General features: G+C 44.4%; 14 protein-coding genes. 7 read left to right on the top strand and 7 right to left on the bottom strand.

The genetic code is table 11. From position 1 onward, the window contains the following. The first annotated feature begins 119 nt into the window (after nucleotides 1-119). Entirely contained in the window at nucleotides 120-533 is a 414-nt protein-coding gene (locus tag ACMA1I_RS05565) for a response regulator (RefSeq protein WP_337067302.1), read from the top strand. Nucleotides 534-627: 94 nt separating this feature from the next. Then, nucleotides 628-1386: a DUF2490 domain-containing protein gene (locus ACMA1I_RS05560; protein WP_337067301.1), complete on the top strand. Its 759-nt coding sequence runs from the start codon at nucleotides 628-630 to the stop codon at nucleotides 1384-1386. Nucleotides 1387-1914: 528 nt separating this feature from the next. Here the strand turns inward: ACMA1I_RS05560 and ACMA1I_RS05555 are convergent. The 3 genes from ACMA1I_RS05555 to ACMA1I_RS05545 are packed head-to-tail and all read right to left on the bottom strand — an operon-like array spanning nucleotide 1915 to nucleotide 5623. Further along, nucleotides 1915-4134: a xanthine dehydrogenase family protein molybdopterin-binding subunit gene (locus tag ACMA1I_RS05555; protein ID WP_337067300.1), complete on the bottom strand. Its 2220-nt coding sequence runs from the start codon at nucleotides 4132-4134 to the stop codon at nucleotides 1915-1917. Beyond that, nucleotides 4131-5126: a xanthine dehydrogenase family protein subunit M gene (locus tag ACMA1I_RS05550; RefSeq protein ID WP_337067299.1), complete on the bottom strand. Its 996-nt coding sequence runs from the start codon at nucleotides 5124-5126 to the stop codon at nucleotides 4131-4133. Before ACMA1I_RS05550 ends, ACMA1I_RS05555 begins: the two co-directional genes overlap by 4 nt. Next, on the bottom strand, nucleotides 5123-5623 hold the full coding sequence (locus ACMA1I_RS05545; RefSeq protein ID WP_337067298.1) for a (2Fe-2S)-binding protein: 501 nt from the start codon (nucleotides 5621-5623) through the stop codon (nucleotides 5123-5125). Before ACMA1I_RS05545 ends, ACMA1I_RS05550 begins: the two co-directional genes overlap by 4 nt. A gap of 863 nt (nucleotides 5624-6486) precedes the next feature. On the opposite strand from ACMA1I_RS05545, the gene ACMA1I_RS05540 reads away from it, so the two are divergent. Next, nucleotides 6487-7782, top strand: a complete 1296-nt coding sequence (locus ACMA1I_RS05540; protein ID WP_337067297.1) for a patatin-like phospholipase family protein — start codon at nucleotides 6487-6489, stop codon at nucleotides 7780-7782. A 678-nt stretch (nucleotides 7783-8460) separates the two neighbouring features. Here the strand turns inward: ACMA1I_RS05540 and ACMA1I_RS05535 are convergent. From ACMA1I_RS05535 to ACMA1I_RS05520, 4 genes are all read right to left on the bottom strand, one after another. Continuing rightward, the gene (locus tag ACMA1I_RS05535; protein ID WP_337067296.1) at nucleotides 8461-9177 is read right to left on the bottom strand and encodes a 3-ketoacyl-ACP reductase; all 717 of its coding nucleotides are present in this window, start codon (nucleotides 9175-9177) and stop codon (nucleotides 8461-8463) included. Between the two features lie 134 nt (nucleotides 9178-9311). Beyond that, nucleotides 9312-10316, bottom strand: a complete 1005-nt coding sequence (locus ACMA1I_RS05530) for a C45 family peptidase (protein ID WP_337067295.1) — start codon at nucleotides 10314-10316, stop codon at nucleotides 9312-9314. A gap of 176 nt (nucleotides 10317-10492) precedes the next feature. Further along, a complete protein-coding gene (locus ACMA1I_RS05525) occupies nucleotides 10493-10972 on the bottom strand; it encodes a VOC family protein (protein WP_337067294.1) in 480 nt (159 codons plus the stop codon). A 74-nt stretch (nucleotides 10973-11046) separates the two neighbouring features. Beyond that, on the bottom strand, nucleotides 11047-11868 hold the full coding sequence (locus ACMA1I_RS05520; protein ID WP_337067293.1) for a helix-turn-helix domain-containing protein: 822 nt from the start codon (nucleotides 11866-11868) through the stop codon (nucleotides 11047-11049). A 713-nt stretch (nucleotides 11869-12581) separates the two neighbouring features. On the opposite strand from ACMA1I_RS05520, the gene ACMA1I_RS05515 reads away from it, so the two are divergent. The 4 genes from ACMA1I_RS05515 (at nucleotide 12582) to ACMA1I_RS05500 (ending at nucleotide 14616) form a co-directional block, all read left to right on the top strand. Continuing rightward, nucleotides 12582-12968, top strand: a complete 387-nt coding sequence (locus ACMA1I_RS05515; protein WP_337067292.1) for a tyrosine-type recombinase/integrase — start codon at nucleotides 12582-12584, stop codon at nucleotides 12966-12968. A 155-nt stretch (nucleotides 12969-13123) separates the two neighbouring features. Beyond that, nucleotides 13124-13528 (top strand): hypothetical protein, encoded by a 405-nt coding sequence (locus ACMA1I_RS05510; RefSeq protein ID WP_337067291.1) that lies wholly within the window; start codon nucleotides 13124-13126, stop codon nucleotides 13526-13528. Between the two features lie 88 nt (nucleotides 13529-13616). Then, nucleotides 13617-14213 (top strand): carboxypeptidase-like regulatory domain-containing protein, encoded by a 597-nt coding sequence (locus tag ACMA1I_RS05505; RefSeq protein WP_337067290.1) that lies wholly within the window; start codon nucleotides 13617-13619, stop codon nucleotides 14211-14213. Between the two features lie 211 nt (nucleotides 14214-14424). Continuing rightward, on the top strand, nucleotides 14425-14616 hold the full coding sequence (locus ACMA1I_RS05500) for a hypothetical protein (protein ID WP_337067289.1): 192 nt from the start codon (nucleotides 14425-14427) through the stop codon (nucleotides 14614-14616). Nucleotides 14617-14626 lie beyond the last annotated feature (10 nt).

Raw genomic sequence — 14626 nt, 5'->3', positions numbered from 1 at the left:
AATAAGGCAAGCGGGATATTTGCTCATGGCAAACCAACCAGTTAATTTTTAAGGACCCTGAAGCTGTAAAATGCCCATCTTCTTTAAATTAGAGTTGATGACTTTTAACCTGAGAGAAAATGAATAAACTCAACTGCGTGTTATTGGTTGATGATGATGAAGCTACCAACTTCATTAATACAATGGTTATCAAACGTGCAGGTATTGCGGAAGAGTTGCTTATAGCCCGCAACGGCAAAGAAGCTATTGAACTGATAAAACAGCGCGGCAATGAGGTTGCAGTTATGAGGGCTCCTATTCCCAGACTTATTCTGCTGGATATTAACATGCCGGTTATGGACGGCTTCGGTTTTCTGCAGTTATATAAGGAGCTTGAATTACCTGAAAAAGAATCTGTGGTGATTGCCGTATTAACAACCTCTCTTAACCCTAAAGACGAAGAGCTTGTGAGAAGTGCCGGTGTGCGCGATTTTCTAAATAAGCCCCTTACAGCCAAGGTGTTGGAAGAACTACTCTCCAGGCACTTTAACTAGAAACCATTTTCGCAGGTGCTCCAGTGTCTGTCATCATACAAAATTCAGCTAACATCAGTTTGTAGATTAGAAGATATTAGGCCATTTTGCGGCCATGAAATCGAATAAACTATTTTTCTTGATCTTGTGGTTGCTGGTATGGTTGCCGGGAATGTTGCTTTCGCACAGCGCTTCGGCGCAAAACCAACGCGAAAAGGTACATAACGACAACGGCTGGTATATGTATTTTGGCGACCATCGCCTTAACGACAAATGGGGGCTGCATACCGAAGTGCAGTTCCGGAGACACAACATTATTTCTGATCCGCAGCAGTTGCTCATCCGTACAGGCATTAATTACGCTCTCACGAGCAGTGCCATGGTTACATTAGGGTATGGCTTTATTGAGACCTACCCTTATGGTGGAGACCCGGTGGGAGCCATTTTTCCAGAGCAGCGGATCTATCAGCAATTGCAATTCAGGAATAATCTGGCCCGATTGGTATTTACACATCGGTACCGCCAGGAGCAACGCTGGTTAAAGCGCCCCGGCGACGAAGATTACACTTATTTTAACAGAACACGTTATTTCCTGAAAGCCGTACTGCCGCTGTCTGGCCCTACTGTTGATGCCAAAGAATTTTTTCTGGCTGCTTATGATGAAATCTTTGTGAACTATGGGGAAAATGTGCAGGTAAACATATTCGACCAAAACCGTGCTTATGCTGCCTTAGGTTATAAACTGAACGATGCCGCAAGTCTGGAACTTGGTTATCTGAATCAAATTATTCAAAAACCTAATGGCCGCATGTTTGAGCATAACCATACCCTCCAAGTGTCTTTGTTCTACAATTTGAACTTCGCCAGGCAGTAAAGTAAAAAGGCTCTGGTATTTAAAATCTCAGACTGTATCTGATACCCTTGATGCACTTGGTGTAAAACTACCTCTGGAAGGCTATTTTCATTAGAAAAATTTGGGTTGTGCAGAAGCTATCTAGCCTATTAAAGATATTTCGGCAACAAGCTATAAGGTGGACGCCGTTGCCAGGTGCACGATTTGGGGCTCCACTGTTCGAGCGTTCAGCGAGTGGGGTAGGGGCCCTCCATTTGGAGCATCTTGATTTTTCTTGTTCTTTTTGTATCAAGACAAAAAGAACAAGAAAGCCAGCAATGAAACAGCTTCATTCCGAATTCACAGCAGTGAAAGCAACTATGTGAACTTAAACTTAAAAGACCACAATTTTAGCTGTTGCATCTCGCCCACAAGATCCTTTCAGGATGACAACGTGGGAAGGTATTATCTAGAAACCGGACTCGAATAAATACTGATTTGTAGTAAATTGAAGGTTCCTTTAAAATAAAAACTCCCGAAGCACGGCCATCGGCCTCGGGAGTTTTTATTTTAAAGCAGTTTGTCTAAGGTAATAGGCAGGTTTCGGATGCGCTTGCCAGTGGCATGGAAAACGGCATTAGAAATGGCGGCTGCCACACCTACTACACCAATTTCACCGAGTCCTTTTGCGCCGATGGGGTTTACGTGCTCATCGTGTTCCTCTACAAAAATGACATCAATATCGTGTATGTCGGCATTTACAGGTACATGATACTCTGCCAGGTTGTGGTTAATAAAACGGCCGAAGTTATTATCCATAAAAGACTCCTCGTGTAAGGCCATGCCGATACCCCAAACCACTCCACCCAGAATCTGGCTACGAGCAGTTTTGGGGTTAATAACGCGACCACCTGCTATGGCACTCACCACCCGGGTTACTTTAATAGTTCCTAAGTCTTCGTCTACTTTAACTTCTACAAATACAGCCGAATGAGTATAAGGAGCATACTTTTTCTGGCCAGGTGCTGGTTTGGAACTCACTTCCTCTTCAATAAAATGCAGCTCCCGCTGGCGCATTATATCTACTATAGCCATAGCCTGTGCAGGATCACTTTTTAATTTAATTTGCCCTTCCTCAAAGAGCACCTCCTCGAGGCTGGCGGTTGCAAAAGGTGAACCTGGGAGCTTGCGCGAGAATTTCAGCAGTTTTTCGCCTACTGCTTCACATACTAACTTAACTGCCGAGCCTACAGATGCCACCGTCCAGGAGCCTCCTTCCAGTGGTGCTTCTGGTAGCGAAGAGTCGCCAAGCTTAAAGGTTACATCTTCAAGGGGTAGTCCTAAAGCTTCGGCGGCCAGTTGCGACATAACGGTGTAAGTGCCGGTGCCAATGTCGGCCGTGGCGCTGCTGACGGTGAGCTTTCCATCGAGGGTAAGTAAGGCTTTGGCGGCAGACTCCTGTTGCTTGGCTTCCCAGGCACCGGTGGCCATGCCCCAGCCTACGAGGTTATGGCCGTCTCGCATTGAACGAGGGGCAGGGCTTCTTTTGTCCCAGCCAAACCTCTCGGCCGCTTGTTGGTAGCAGGCTTTTAGCTCTTTGCTGGAGAAGGGCAGGTCTTTGTTCTGATCTTTTTCTGTGTAGTTTTTCAGGCGCAGCGAAACCGGATCGAGGTTAGCAGCTATGGCAAGTTCGTCCATGGCTATTTCCAGGGCATACAAACCTGTAACACCTCCAGGTGCCCGCATGTCGAGCGGCGTGTATACATCCAGCCCAATTAGCTGGTGGCTAAAAGCTACGTTATCACACTGGTATAGTACATTTTGCCAGACTACGACATTTTCTGAATAATCTTCGAACTTCGATGTTTCTGCATACGCCTCGTGCCGTGCCGCCTCCAGGTTTCCATCGGTGCTTGCTCCGAGCTGCAGCCGCTGAATGGTGGCAGGGCGGTGCCCGAAGGAGAACATCTGTTGCCTGGTAAGCACCAGCTTAACCGATCGTTTCAGCTCCAGCGCCGCCATTACGGCCAGAAAGAGCTGATACTGTGGCCGCAATCCGGAGCCAAAGGCACCACCTACGTAAGGTGAAATAACCCGGGCTTCTTTTTCTGATAAACCAAAAATCTGGGAGATGTATTTTTGGCTGTTTTTCACACTCTGCGTTTTATCGTACACCGTGAGGGTGCCATCTTCTTCCCAGGCAGCAATGGAGGCATGCATTTCTATGGGGTTGTGGTGCTCTGCCGTATGAAAATACTCCTGCTCCACTTTTACAGCAGCATTGGCAAAAGCTGTCTCCACATCGCCTCGTTTTTCGGGTGGTGGCTGCGATTTGTACTTGGGCGGTACATAAGCCTGGTCGCGGTTAGCTTGCAGATCAGTGGTATGCGGAGCTTCTTGGTATTTAACTTTTACAAGAATAGCAGCATATCGTGCCTGTTCAAAGGTTTCGGCTACCACCAGGGCAATGGGCTGCTGACTAAACAGAACCTCGTTGTTGTGGAGCGGTCTAAAGGGAGAACCCGGAGGCGAATCTTCATCCTGGTAGCTTTTGTCGAACCAGGCAGTTTGAGGTCTGTTTTCATGGGTAAATACCTGTACCACACCCTCCACTTGCAGTGCCTCGGCTACATCTATGCTTTCTATTTTACCTTTTGCTATTTCACTGGAAACAACAAAACCGTGTAATAAGGCCGGTATAGCAAATTCGGCGGCATATGTGGCCTGGCCTGTTACTTTTGCTTTGCCATCTACGCGGTTAGCTGATTTACCTGTTATGTCCTTGTTCATGATGTTGCCTCCATTTCTAAAGCTTGTTGCAGGGCACGCACGATGGAGCGTTTCGCCAATTCAATTTTAAAGGTATTATGCCCGTAGCCTTTTGCGTCTGCCACTATTTTTTCGGCCACCTTCCGGAAGTTCTCTGTAGTGGCAGGCTGGTTAGTGAGCAGGGCTTCTGCTTCTTTGTCGCGCCAGGGCTTGTGGGCTACACCGCCTAAGGCTATTCGTGCCTCTTTTATTGTTCCCGCCTCCTGCTCCAGCCCCACAGCTACCGATACTAGGGCAAAGGCATAAGAGGCCCTGTCGCGTACCTTGAGGTAGGTATAGTTGGTGGCAAAGCCTTTGGCAGGCAGTTCAATGGCTGTTATAAGTTCTTCCTCATTCAGGTTGGTGTCGAGGTGCGGCGTGTCGCCTGGTAACCGGTGAAAGTCGGTGAGGGCAATGGCTCTCTCTCCGCTTGGGCCTGTAACGTGCACGGTAGCATCCAGTGCGGATAAGGCCACGGCCATGTCGGAAGGATGGGTGGCTATGCAGTGCTCGCTGGTGCCTAAAATAGCATGAATGCGATTAAAGCCGGCTATGGCAGAGCAGCCAGAACCCGGTTCGCGCTTGTTGCAGGGCGTGGCTTTGTCGTAAAAGTAGTAGCAGCGGGTACGCTGCAGCAGGTTGCCACCATCTGTTGCCTTGTTGCGCAGTTGGGCAGTGGCACCAGCCAGTATCGCGTGCGATAGGAGCGGGTATCGCGTTTCTACTTCGTGGTGGTAAGCTGTATCAGCATTTGTTACCAAGGCGCCTAGCCAAAGGCCACCGGCTGCTGTGGTCTCAACTTTGTTTAGGCTGGTGCGGGTAATATCGATCAGGTGCTGTGGGTGCATCACGTCGATCTTCATCAGGTCGAGCAGGTTGGTGCCGCCGGCAATAATTTTGGCATCTTTATTAAGAGCCATTTGTTCTACGGCAGAGGCCGGGTCTGCTGCACGGGCATAGGTAAAGCTTCTCATGCGCTCTGGCTCCTTTCCAGTGCTTCCTGCACTACTTTTACAATGTTGTTGTAAGCGCCGCAGCGGCAGATGTTGCCACTCATCAGGTCGCGGATATCATCCAGTGTTTTGGCTTTTCCTTCGTTTAGCAACCCAATGGTAGAGCAGATCTGGCCGGGAGTACAATAGCCGCACTGAAAGGCATCCTGTTCAATAAAAGCCTGTTGCACCGGATGCAACTCGCCATTAGCAGCAAGTCCTTCTATGGTTGTAATTTCGGAGCCATCGTGCATTACGGCCAATGTGAGGCAGCTATTTATGCGTTTGCCATCGAGTAAAATGGTGCAGGCGCCGCACTGCCCATGATCGCAGCCTTTTTTAGTGCCCGTTAGCTGCAACTGTTCGCGCAGGAGGTCGAGCAAGGAGGTCCAGGTCTCCACCTGAAGTTGCTGGTCCGCGCCATTAATCTTCAGCCTAATGGCCTCGGTAGGCGCTGAAGTATGAGAATGGTTTGCCATAGTTTTTTTGTATTAATGATTTGTGCTTTGTCCTGCTCCTGCTTATGCCCAACCAGGTACTCGAATAGGAACCAGGGAATGAGAAGGGAACTGTTCTGATATAATAACCTATTAGGTATATGCAGGAATTACGGAGTCGATCCTTTATATGTTAATAAAGAGTGACCCTTTATTTGAGTATGCGCAAAAAAGTAATGGCATCTTAAGGAATAATCGGGCTGTGGCAATAGTAGAAATTCCAGTGCTGTTGGTTGTGCTAATAGGTAATAGCATGGTTGGGTGTAATGGCCTGAACTATAAATAATTACTTAAAAAATACTTAAAGTAAAATTTTGCTTTTTGTATATATACAGTGTATCTTCACAAGGTTATCACCTTGCGGCATTAGCTGTTGGTAAGGCTACAGTTTTTACCTGTTCACGCACACCAAAAGACGCTCTCCTGCAGAAGAATAATTTCTTATCCTTCTTACTCGCGTTTTATCTGACAATCCGATTTTTGTGGCTAGTTCTTTAAGCAGGGGCTAGTGCTATAACTCATTTCCACCAACCCGACAAACCTTTTCAGGCTATGAAGCTTACTGGTATCTGCTGCGTGTTTTCATTTTGTTATTTTTTCAGGCCTTACAGCCTGTACCTTTAAAAGTGCTCCCCACATGCTGCCTTAGTCCGGCAGTAATTGCCAGAATGACGCGCCCAGGTTTGAGCTTCCTCCGAATAAAATCATAGTTTGTAAGCTAATAGAGAGGAAGGAGAGCCAGCCATGTAGTGCCAGTGCAAACGTGGTCTGAAAATGCTATATGAAATTGATAAACAAGTGGCAATAATTTGGTATTCGAGAGTTGTTCTTTAACCGCAGAACGTATGAAAACAGAAGATTTTACCATCAATAATGGCTCGGTGCAAAAAGAGCTGGAAGACCTACGGGAGAACCTGAGAAACAAACAGTTTTCGGATGTTGTAGACGATGAAGGTAATCAATATGTAGACCTGGTGATGGAGGGCGGCGGTATGCTCGGAATTGCGCTGGTCGGTTATGTATACACCCTGGAACAGGTAGGAATCCGGTTTCTGCAATTGGGCGGCACCTCGGCAGGTTCTATTAATGCCTTGCTTATGGCCGCGGCTGGCCCCAAAAATAAACCAAGCACCGATTGGCTACTCGAGATTCTGGCCAGCAAAAACTTCTACGATTTTGTAGATGGCGACTCCGATGCCAAGGATTTTATAAAAGCGGTTACATCTAAAAGCCGCGCACTCAAACTGGCCTGGAAAGGTGCACAGGTAATAGACAACATTCGGGAAGACTTTGGACTAAACCCTGGCCATAATTTTCATGGGTGGATGACCGAGCTGCTCAAAACCAAAAACGTAGATACGCTGGCCAAACTGAAGGAAATGCGCCAGCAGGGAAATGACCTGCTCAAGCTCCGAGATGGCCAGCCCTATACTTCCGAAGATATTGGCCGTTTTGCCCTGGTTGCTGCCGACATCACCACTCAAACCAAAGTGAATTTTCCGGAGATGGCCGACTTATACTGGGCTAACCCGGACCAGGTAAACCCGGCCGATTTTGTGCGAGCCTCTATGTCCATCCCTCTCTTTTTCCACCCGTACCGCATTACGAATCTGCCTTTTGGCGAAAAGCAGCTACAGAAATGGCGCAACGTTGGTTACTTCGGCAATGTGCCCGACGAAATCTTTTTTATAGACGGCGGTATTAATTCCAATTTCCCGATAGACCTCTTTCATAATCATAACCGGGTGCCGAACGCCCCCACTTTTGGTGTGAAGCTGGGAGTAGACCGGCACCACCCACGCATTATCCGGAAAGTACCCGACCTGCTGGGAGCTATTTTCGACTCGGCTCGTCAGACGCACGATTTCGACTTTATTGCTCGTAACCCCGACTACAAGCACCTGGTGCACTGCCTCGATACCGACACCTTTAACTGGCTCGACTTTAACATGCCCGATACAGAAAAAAGGCGCTTATTTGAACTTGGCGTACGCGGTGCCGCTACCTTCCTGACTAAGTTTAACTGGGAAAAATATAAAGAGCTGCGCAAAGCGCTGGTAGGCGTCAATCAAACGTCAGCCGATATGGATGCAGCATCTCCTGCTCCCAAGCCCTTACTGGCAGACCTCAACCCGAATTGATAGGCGCCTCCCCTAAATGCGGTACTACCACAAGAGGAACCTCACGAGGACAAACCCTGAGGCATTGAACTTCGAATCAAGCTCCGGAAGGGCATTTTTATTAGAAGAATTAGACTTGACTGGTGTTGTACAACAGAAGCTCCAAAGCATTTTATATCGCTATTGGTGCTTCTGTGCGTCTTCACTTCCCGGTACTGCCTCCCGGCAGAACCTTCTTAGATGCCAGAAAGGTAATACCGTTGCAGCAACTACAGGTAGGTAAATGCAGACTTCGGGCTGGAATTCTTCTAATAAAAGCAGCCTTCCGGAGGCTGTTCAGAAGATTTTGAGCACTAGTTGCTAAAGGCTGGACTGTGCCTGAAAAAGCTATTCATAATCTCTGCCTTTGCGGCCTCAGATCTAAAGTGTGATTTAACCGAGAAAGGAACCCTGTTTGCCCTATCAGCCATTCCTTCCATACTGCCTGCAACCTATAACTTATTTGCCAGCCTAAGATTCTACAAGCTATTTTTGCCTCCCGAAGGCCAATTTCATTAGAAGAATTGAAAGAGCTTCCTGATATATCTGTGCCGCGAACTTTTTATTTGATTCAGATTAATAAATTATTCCTAAAAATAAAAGAGACCCCAAGAGGTCCCTTTTATTTTTAGGAATAATTTATACTTCTTTATACCTCAGCTATGGATTAGTAGACCACATAGACACCTCTTTCAGCAGAAAACGGCGGTTTAGCTTCAGTTGCGAAATCAGCAGTTCTGCCAAGTCCTCCGGCTGCATTACCTTTTCGGGGTTGCCGTCTGTAAGTTTACTTTGTACCGCTAGCTCGGTTGCCACGGTGCTTGGTGTCCAGGTACTAACCCGAATGTTGTGCTTGCGAACCTCCTGCATGAGCGATTCTGAAAGTCCAATAAGGGCAAATTTTGAGGCACTGTAGGCGCTGGTAATTGCTGCTCCTCGTTGTCCTGCTGTAGAAGAGATATTGATTATATCTCCTGCCTGACGCTCAATCATAGCTGGAAGTGCTGCACGAGTGACATAGTATACTCCCATTAGGTTTACCTGTATAATACGTTCCCACTCTTCTGGAGCTAGTTCTAGGAACTTGCCAAACCCACCAATTCCTGCATTGTTTATCAGGATATCGATAGCACCCAGCTGCTCCTGTACCTGTGCAACGGCAGCCTCAACTTCTGCTCTGTTAGCCACATCGGCTGTAACTACCACGGCTTTAACACCAGCTTTTTCTACTTCTGCAGCAACTTCCTGTAACTGGCTTTTTGTACGGGCTAAAAGTCCAACGTGTACACCTTCTTTTGCCAGCGCAATTGCAATAGCTCTGCCAATACCTTTACCGGCACCTGTTACCAGAGCACTTTTACCTTCTATTGACTCCATGTTATAAATTAACGTGTATATACATTATTTTTCACTACAAATATAATGTGCACAACATGACTTAAGCAAATCTTACTTTATACCTGATTTACCTCTTGTTGCCTCTGGAAAGCCTGCATCGAATGTAGCTGCTGTTAGGTGGCGTTTTTCTTCAGCCACCAATCAAGCCTCGTTTCCGATTTATAATTCTTTATTGTTGGCTTGTTCTCCGCTCGTTCAATTTTCAGTTCGTTCAAATTTGCTACTACGGACCAAATTGTTCCGAATCTTTCTTTTTTTAAATCCAGACACACACATTTGTCAGATAGAATTTCTTTGGCTATCTGCAAATCCATTTTATTAATGGACTTTAAACTATCTTTTAAGCCCTTATATCTTTCCGTGCTTTTACTCCATTCAACTCCTCCACGGTCGTAAGCTTGCATTTCCTTTGTCTTAAATTCATTTGTTATGAAGATAAATTGTTCATTTTTTTCGGGACGCCTTACAATGCTTTTTTGAGGTGCGGATTCTACAACTGCGATCTGTCCCTTATGGTCTGCAATCAAAAAATTGTTCGCCGTAGACACTTTGGCTTTTTGAATAAGTTCTATCGCCTGTTCAGTATTCTCACAATCTTCTAAGACCTTTCTTACTATAAAATGAAAACTGATTCCTGTCTGAACTTCCGTTCCGTTGACAAACGACATTGAAACGGATAATCCTTTTTCGTTGATTCCATCCGAGCGACCAATGAACACATCTGATTGACTTATGTAAGCGTACTTATCTTTGGGTGCTATTAAGCTACTTTCTGTGAATTTTTTAAAATCAAACAGCATATCATAATTCCTACCAATAACTGTGGAATCATCGTTCTTAAAAGCAAAGACACTACATTGTCCTGTTGTATTAAAAACTCCGAGACTTAATAAAAATGCACCTAACTTTTCGGGTTTGTCTTTGATTCCTTTTGCGAAGCCCTCAATTTCTTCAACAACTTCAGGAAAGAACGATTTTAGGTCTTGATACGATTCAAGTCCAAAATCCATTTTTTGTTTGCTAATTGTTGGAATCACGAAATCAGCTTTCTCGTATAGTAACTTACCATACTTTAAGCCCATATCGTAAAACTCTCCATATAATCTTGGGTGATACATTCTATATCGTTGTTTATTATAAACGCTACATAACGTCCAAGTATAAGAGCAGTTGCGGATTAAAACGCACTTTACTTTTCGGATACCAATATACTTAAATAAACACAAAAACGGTCTGAGTTTGCACCCAAACTGCTATTGCTCTTATACAATGATGTGCGGTCGCTCTTTTTCTTTTAGTTTGGGGAATGAAGTCCAATTTTATTCCCTTCAGAATCAAGAAATAATGCGAAATATCCACTTTCGTCTGCGTGAAGTGTTTTTGGTATAAGAATTTTTCCACCGTTTCTTTCAACCTTATCAAGAATTACCTGCAGATTGTCTCCGCCATTTAGATATATGGTTACACCGTCAGCCGAAGGTTTATATCCTTCCGCTTTGATTATCACTCCCGTTACCATTTGTCCTTCATATGGCAAAATTCCCATTTGCATATCCGGCATATCCATTTGTTCAATTTTTATGTCCAAAATTGTCTGGTAAAAATCAACAGCTCTGGAGATTTCTGTTGCCGGAATTTCAAAGATTGATACATAACTTTTCATATTACTTGCTTTTAGCGTTTTGTTTGAGTTGCCCTGTTTAGCTGTAGTGTTATTGCAAGACGATAACCAGATTGCAAAAATCACTATGATGCCAATTGTTGTTCTTTTCATTTTTACACCCCTTATATGCTTAAGGAGCAAAGTTAGGATGTCCGTAAACGCTGAAATAGTAAAAATGCGACAGCTTAGTCTTTCGCATAGAAAAGGGAAGAAAGTATCAATTTACCATCGGCTAAAAAATCTTTGGGCGTAGTGCCTGTAAATTCCTTAAAGTCTTTGATGAAGTGGTTTTGGTCGTAGTATTCGCTTTCATAAGCGATTTGGGTCAATGTTTCTGTCTTTTGGTTTAGCAACAGTTTTAAAGCGGTTTGAAGTCGGATAACTTTGCCCAATTGTTTCGGACTAATGCCGATGTGCTTCAAAAATTTCCTTTCAAGTTGTCTGCGTTTCGATAAATCTTCTTTAAGGATTGCGTTTATTGGCATACTTCCGCTTGTTGCGAGCAGTGTATCAATGGTTGATGTTACGATATTGTCTATCGTAGCCTTTTCGTTTAGTTTGTTTAGCAGATATGTTTCAATAATCCCGATTCGTTGTTGCGTGTCGGTTGCGTGATTGATTTTTTGCTCCAATTCATCGGCTGTTGATTGTCCAAAAAGTTCGGCTATTGATGTTTCTTTGTTTGCCAATTTTTTGACAGGTGTATTAATAAAGTTTGCGAAACCATAAGGATAAAACCGAATAGCAAAAGTGTTTACATACCCGACTGGCTGAATGTAAAATGGGTCAATAGTCTGGCCGAGAACCATTGCACGAGGTTGAAGCATAAAATCTGTTCCGGATGTAAACCGTTTAATGTCGTCTCCTAGAATAAACGCCATTTCTATACAGCCGTCCGGAACAATCCGTTGTTTTTCAGCGTTGTTTTCGGCAGGCACCTCCAAAGTCCAATAACATTTCACTACTGATTGTAAGTCAAGATGTGGTTGAAATGTTTGGTAGTTCATTTTTCGTGTTGGTTTTTTAGAGTGCCGCACAACTACTGAATAAAAGTAATTATTGAGTTTAGCTGCCCAATGAGTGTTGGCTAAACTGAATTCAACAAACTAATATACTATTTATCCAGGGCAATATGCAGGAACCCGCAGACAATTCGCCCACCCCCTGAAAATGCCAAAACCAGACCATCTGGCATCATATGCAGCCTATCTCCCTGAGCTCAAGTTCACTTCGCTTCTGCTTGTCAATATAGGTGCACAGGCCTAAGTAGCCAGTTAAATTGCCCACAGCATTCTTTAACAATACAGGACGGCTAAGATACCAGCGGTAGCTTTTTGCCTCTTTTGGCTTTAACCTGATAGTGGCCTCGTCCGTTGCCTGCCGTCGCTTAAACTTTTGCTACATTTCCTGCACGAGCTTTCTGTCGTCAGTGTGCACCCATTTCATCCACTCCCTATTCTGAATCTGCTCAAGGCTCATTCCGATAATCCCTGTATAATTGCGGCTCAAGCAGGTGATGTTCCCGCTCTTATCACTCAGCCTAACGATGCTCGGGCTTGTCGCTCCTTCCAACGATGGCTTTGCCGCGCTGCCTGCATATTTTATTGATTTCCATAGACATAGCCGCGTTATTAGCCGCTTAGATCCGAGTAAACTGGCGTTGTAACGCGGGTAGAGCAAAGGATGGCTTTACCTTTGCCTTCGTAACCTTCTGTCAATCATGCCTTGCCATACCCAAACCCCAGTTCGTTTCCTGAACTTTTTAAAACATGAGGGAAAGAACTTTATCCGCCTCTGGTACAAGCCTAAGATGTGGCTTTTTGAGGGACAGACGGGGGGGGGAGAATACGGTGGAGAGCATCCCCAATGTGTTTCGGCCAGCAAAGAGAAAGCCGGAGCGAAAGTACTCGCTATGCCCATACATACGCGGCACCACTCCTTTGCCACCCACCTACTGGAGCAGGGAACAGATCTGCGCTACATCCAGGTGCTGCTGGGCCACCGAAGCAGCAAGACTACTGAGATCTATACCCATTTTACCACCCATGCCTTGGATAAAATCGTCAGCCTATTGTATAATATTAAGCAAATACTTATATTAGCTTAAACATATATGAACATGCGCCTATCATACCATTCTACAGGATCCAGCCAGCAAACAAGCGCCAAAGCAAGCTCCAGCAACTACGTACATAGTGCAGATAAGCGTATGTTGTCGTTTAGCCGGCAGTTGGGTAAAAATAAAAAGTTAAAGAAAAGGGAATGATAGAAACTGATCATCAAAGCCACCATAGCTTTGCCCAGCAAGTGTTGGTAGTCGTCTCTCATATGGTAACCTTGGTTATAGTTCTGTTCATGCTCTTGCTATTCGTAGGCTTAGTAGTTGGAATGGGACCAGAGAGTACAATGGAAGGTTGGGTAGAAGCTTTTACCATTCCACCTGTTCTTGCTACAATTTTCTACAGCTATTATAGATTAAGAAAGCAATATGTGAAGGTACTGGTGTATTCATTATTGAACTTGGTCCTTTTGGCTGCGGAAATTTATTTTTATGTAGAGATACTCAAATGGGATATTGCCTTTGGCTTTATGATAATCATCTTGGCAGGAGCTTTTATACCATTGAATTATCTCCTGTTGAATTTGCTAGTAGAAAGAAAAAGGTAAAATTACTATTGCCAACAAAGTTCAGCCCTTATGCTCGGCTCCGCCTCGCCCATCGGCTGCACGAGTAACGTTAGGCTTAAATAAAATTATGAAAACAGTTTTCCTGATACTACTCTTTCTCACAACCAACCTTGATTCATTCTGTCAAACAGAAAATCGAGCAAAGACTTATATAGAAGGTAGAATTGTATCAGGAGTGAATAAGAAGCCTTTGGCTGATGTGTATGTTTCCCTAAAGCACAAGAATATTGGAACTGTTACAGATAGCATGGGTTATTTCCGATTTGGTGAAGTTCCAGAAGGGAAATACCACCTGATTACCCAATACTTTGGCTATGGTGAGACTGATACAGCAATAAATGTAGCATCAGCGCCATTAACTGGGCTTAAAATTACAATTGAAGCTAACTGCTCCTATGACAAAAGTAAAGCCGAAGTGGACATCAAGAGCGGTGAGCCAAAGCTGCTCTTGGTTGGAAGCATTGCACCTGTGGTCTTTAAAAATCAGCATAAGTTTGAGCAAAAGTATAAAGTGCAGTACTTCGACTTTGGATGTACTCCACCTGCATACGAATGCATAGAAGAATATAACAAGATAGTATTCAGCTATCTGGACAAGAAGTATGGTGAAAAATGGCGCAGAGAAGCCCGACCAGATGTGATGTTTTTAGAAGAAGAAAAATAGAATATCGTAGCCTAACGTACTGGTACATGAGCAAAGCTGCGGCTGACGCCTTGCTCACCTCATGTACCAGTACGTTAGGCTAAGTTGATAAGTATTGAAAGTGAATATTGGATTAAACTGACTGCCGCTGTTTCAAAATACAAGAATAACTCTTTAGCTTTTTAAGCTTAAAAAAGGATTTTAAAAATACTAACGGGCTATTATAGAATATATGTCGAAAGAAAGTCAGTTTGATAATTCAATTACAGACATTATTAAAAGTGTTTGGGTTTTTAACGTAACAAACAAAGGATTACCTGGGGGTATCTTTGAAAATTTGAACCTTGCTGAGAAATTGATAGCAAAAAATAAGTTGACAGGAACCCTCACCAAATATCCAGTAAATCAAGGAACTCTCGATTGAGCAATTCAAA

Origin of the sequence: Pontibacter sp. 13R65, from assembly GCF_047525655.1 — a bacterium.
Classification (GTDB): domain Bacteria; phylum Bacteroidota; class Bacteroidia; order Cytophagales; family Hymenobacteraceae; genus Pontibacter.
This window is presented reverse-complemented; position numbering and strand designations above follow the sequence as displayed.